Origin of the sequence: Wolbachia endosymbiont of Madathamugadia hiepei (assembly GCF_013366855.1) — a bacterium.
In the GTDB taxonomy this organism is placed as follows: Bacteria; Pseudomonadota; Alphaproteobacteria; order Rickettsiales; family Anaplasmataceae; genus Wolbachia.
This window is the reverse complement of the sequence record NZ_WQMP01000107.1, coordinates 1-3,537: the sequence shown is the minus strand read 5'-3', so window position 1 is coordinate 3,537 and position 3,537 is coordinate 1. Positions and strand designations below refer to the sequence as shown.

The window sequence follows — 3,537 nt, the reverse complement described above, 5'->3', positions numbered from 1 at the left end:
ACCTCATGTCTTTACAAACTTTCAAGGTTTTTACCTAATATAAGCTAAAATGCGCTTGTTAAAGCGTTTAAGACAATAAAAAACGCCAATTACATTGAGTTTTTTGTCGTTTAATCTGCACAGACTGAAGATAAATAATAGCTTCAGTATCATTATAAGAGGGTTGGAGAAACTTGTCAAGTAGTTTTTTTGTCTCTGTTGTCTATCTTTTCCTTATGCAGTGGAAGTTGGTATAAGCAGACTTTTTACACAATTAACTGTTGAAACTTTATATCTTTAAGTGTATCATAATTAGTATACTCAAAAAGTATTACAGTTCTTTATAAACAGCAAATATTAAAGGTATTTTGTATGTCAGATGATTTCTGGGGTTTTCTTATAGATATTCCCAGTGGAGGTTACATAATTGAGAGTTCATACTGCGCAGGTGATGAGTGCAGTAGTTACACAGGAAATATCGATCCAAGCGATATCTGGAAGTTTAACTTGGTTTCTCCGGACGGTAAGGTAGCAAAAAAATTTGAGGCTAGTATAATTAGCTATTTGGAGCCGAGAATTTGCCTTAGTGTAGATAGCAGTGGAAAAAAAATCGATTTTGATATTTCTCCTAAAAATTGTAACATAACAAAAAATGGGCTTCTTTGCATTAATGGAAACAATCAAGATCATAAGCTTAAACTCCTGATAAAGAAATATTAGTTTCTACATCTCGGGTGTAACGTTCAGTATAGGTGTTATCCTATTTATAATATTCTTGGCCACAGGTGCAGCGATTATTCCTCCGGTATGATACTGGCCCTGAGGTTCATCAATAACAATTAGTACTATATACCTTGGATCAAGTGTAGTTAGCACTCCTATAAACGACGCTATGTTTGCATCTTTGTCATATTTACCATTTACAACTTTTTCTGCTGATCCAGTTTTACCTCCTATCGTATATGCTTTTATGTTCGCTCTCCTTCCCGTTCCATCTGTTACTGCTGCACGTAATAATTTTCTTATCTCTCTGGAAGTACTTTCTGCAACAATCTGCTCCCCTATACCTTTTTTGTTCAATATCAAAGTTGCGTTGTGAAATATTCCGTCGTTGACTAATGCAGCTGCAGTTTGTGCAATATGCATAGGAGTTACAGCTATTCCATAACCGTAAGACGCCGTTACTGAGGTGCTTTCACTCCATTTATCTGGAACTATCGGTATGGATTTTTCTGGTACTTCTATTCTCAAGGGGAAAATAGCTTCATGGCCTTAAAATACTCTACCTGTTTCCCAATACCTAGTTTGGCTGCAATTTTTGCTGCACCAACGTTGGACGATTTTACAAATATATCTCGCACAGTAACTTTTGGAATTTTAAACTCATGAAAATCCTGAATTTCATATTTCCCAATGGTGATTGGCTTTGATACGTCATATAAATCATCAGTTTTCACAACATTCGCATCGAGCGCTGCTGCTATTGTAAAGAATTTTATCACCGATCCCATCTCGTATGCTCCAAGACTGGCGCGATTAAACTTTTGTATATCTTTTGCCTTACTTTGCAAGTTGGAATTAAAGTCGGGCAAACTGACCATCGAAATGACTTCACTATCTTTCACACTTAAAACAATTCCTACTCCACCAAGCGCCTGATATCTGCTTACGGCTTTAGTGAGTTCCTGATGTACTATGCTTTGTACTCGCGTATCTAAGGATAGTTGAACATATCTACTGGTAGTGTCGTGACGCTGGTTACTTATATATGCCTCAACTCCAGCAATGCCTTTGCCATCTATGTCGGTGTAGCCAAGCACGTGTGCAAACAAATTATTGTGGGGGTATATGCGCTTTACGTCATCACAAAAGTTTACTCCTGGCACGCCGGCGTTTTTTATTGCTAATAACTCTCGTGGAGTTAAATGCCGCTTTATCCAAGCAAATTTCTTTTTCGAAGTAAGTATTTTATATAAATCTTCGTATTCAAGATCATTCAAAATAGAACACAACTGTTCTGCTATACTTTCTGGATTCTTTACTCTGGTTGAATCTATGTACAGTGATGTTGTTGGCACATTTGTTGCTATCACCACTCCATTTCTATCCAAAATATCAGGCTGTCTATGTGCTATATTACTTTTTTTTAAGTCTTCTGAGGCAGCAGGCTGATCAAATGTTAAAGAGAACATACGAAAAATAATTATTATATAAAACATAAACAATGGTATTATAAAACATAGTGAGCGGAGCTTATTTCTCAGTAATGCTTGCATATTTATTTGACTTAAAAAAATGGAAGTTATCTTAGCCGAACCACGCGGTTTTTGCGCTGGAGTCAAAAGAGCTGTAGACATATTGGCTATCACTTTAGAAAAATACAAAAACGAGTGCCAAGTTTATGTGCTGCACGAAATTGTTCACAATAAATATATAGTAGAGGACTTTAAGAAACAAGGCGTGGTTTTTGTAAACAGTATTGAGGACATTGAAGATAATGGGGGAATACTGATGTTCAGTGCACATGGAGTGTCAAAAAGTATTGAAGAAGAGGCAAAAAGAAAGGGTATTCAAGTGATTGATGCAACATGTCCTCTGGTCAGTAAAGTACATAAAGAAGCAAAAAGGTATGAGGACAGCGGTAGAGAATTAATTCTGATTGGGCACGAAAATCACCCAGAAGTTAAGGGAATTAGAGGAAGAGTGGATGATCCTATCACTTTAGTGCAAACCGTAGAAGATGTACACAACTTAAAAGTTAAAGATCCAGACAATTTGTCTTATGTTACGCAAACTACGCTAAGCGTCGATGATACCAGCGAAATTATCGCTGCCCTAAAGCTTAGGTTTCCAAGCATCACAGGTCCTAATTTAAAAGATATATGCTACGCAACACAAAACAGGCAGAATGCTGTTAAAAAACTAGCTGAAATCGTAGACATAGTGTTAATTGTAGGAAGTAAAAATAGTTCGAATTCAAATCGCTTATTGGATCTATGCATCGCTAGAGGGAAAAGAGCCTATTTGATTGATAATTACAGCTATGTGAACAAAAGTTGGCTGCAGGGTGTAGAAAAGATAGGAATCACCGCAGGTGCTTCTGCTCCTGATATATTGGTTGATGAGTTAATAGACTACCTGAAAACACACATGAACATAAAAGTTTCAGTTATGCCAGATAGTGTTGCTGAAAACGTTCAGTTTAAAGTACCGAATTTGGTTTAAAACAAAACTAGTCCACTAGCCTTTATTTTGGTATTGTTGCTATCAATTTCTACTACACAGGAAGTAAATAGACAACAGTGGAAAAAAGCTACCCAATAGAAACAAAAAAACTACTTGACAAATTCTTTCAACCCCCTTATAATGGTAATGAAGCTATTTATTTATCTTCGCAATCTGTGCAGGTTAATGACAAAAAACTTAGGGTATTTGGCGTCTCATGTTTAAATTTTTGTACTATGTGAACCTCACGTCTTTTTAAAACTTCTGATTTTCAAGCTGAAACGCGCTTATAAGTCGTTTAAGACAGTATAGAACGTCAAATAGACAAGGGAG

Annotated in this window: 4 protein-coding genes; 2 read left to right on the top strand and 2 right to left on the bottom strand. The window is 36.3% G+C overall.

The window, feature by feature from the left end; genetic code table 11:
- Nucleotides 1-351 precede the first annotated feature (351 nt).
- Complete coding sequence (locus tag GO685_RS04130) at nt 352-699, top strand: hypothetical protein (protein WP_175937691.1); 348 nt, start codon at nt 352-354, stop codon at nt 697-699.
- Nucleotides 700-702: 3 nt separating this feature from the next.
- On the opposite strand, the gene GO685_RS05750 is transcribed toward GO685_RS04130, so the two are convergent.
- Together GO685_RS05750 and GO685_RS05745 are read right to left on the bottom strand one after the other, a co-directional pair.
- The gene (locus tag GO685_RS05750; protein ID WP_281356222.1) at nt 703-1,230 is read right to left on the bottom strand and encodes a penicillin-binding transpeptidase domain-containing protein; all 528 of its coding nucleotides are present in this window, start codon (nt 1,228-1,230) and stop codon (nt 703-705) included.
- Nucleotides 1,227-2,198, bottom strand: a complete 972-nt coding sequence (locus GO685_RS05745) for a peptidoglycan D,D-transpeptidase FtsI family protein (RefSeq protein ID WP_281356221.1) — start codon at nt 2,196-2,198, stop codon at nt 1,227-1,229. The genes GO685_RS05750 and GO685_RS05745 overlap by 4 nt, the downstream gene beginning before the upstream one ends.
- Before the next feature lie 76 nt (nt 2,199-2,274).
- Between GO685_RS05745 and ispH the strand changes: the two genes are divergently transcribed.
- The gene (gene ispH, locus GO685_RS04120) at nt 2,275-3,204 is read left to right on the top strand and encodes a 4-hydroxy-3-methylbut-2-enyl diphosphate reductase (protein ID WP_175937690.1); all 930 of its coding nucleotides are present in this window, start codon (nt 2,275-2,277) and stop codon (nt 3,202-3,204) included.
- Nucleotides 3,205-3,537 lie beyond the last annotated feature (333 nt).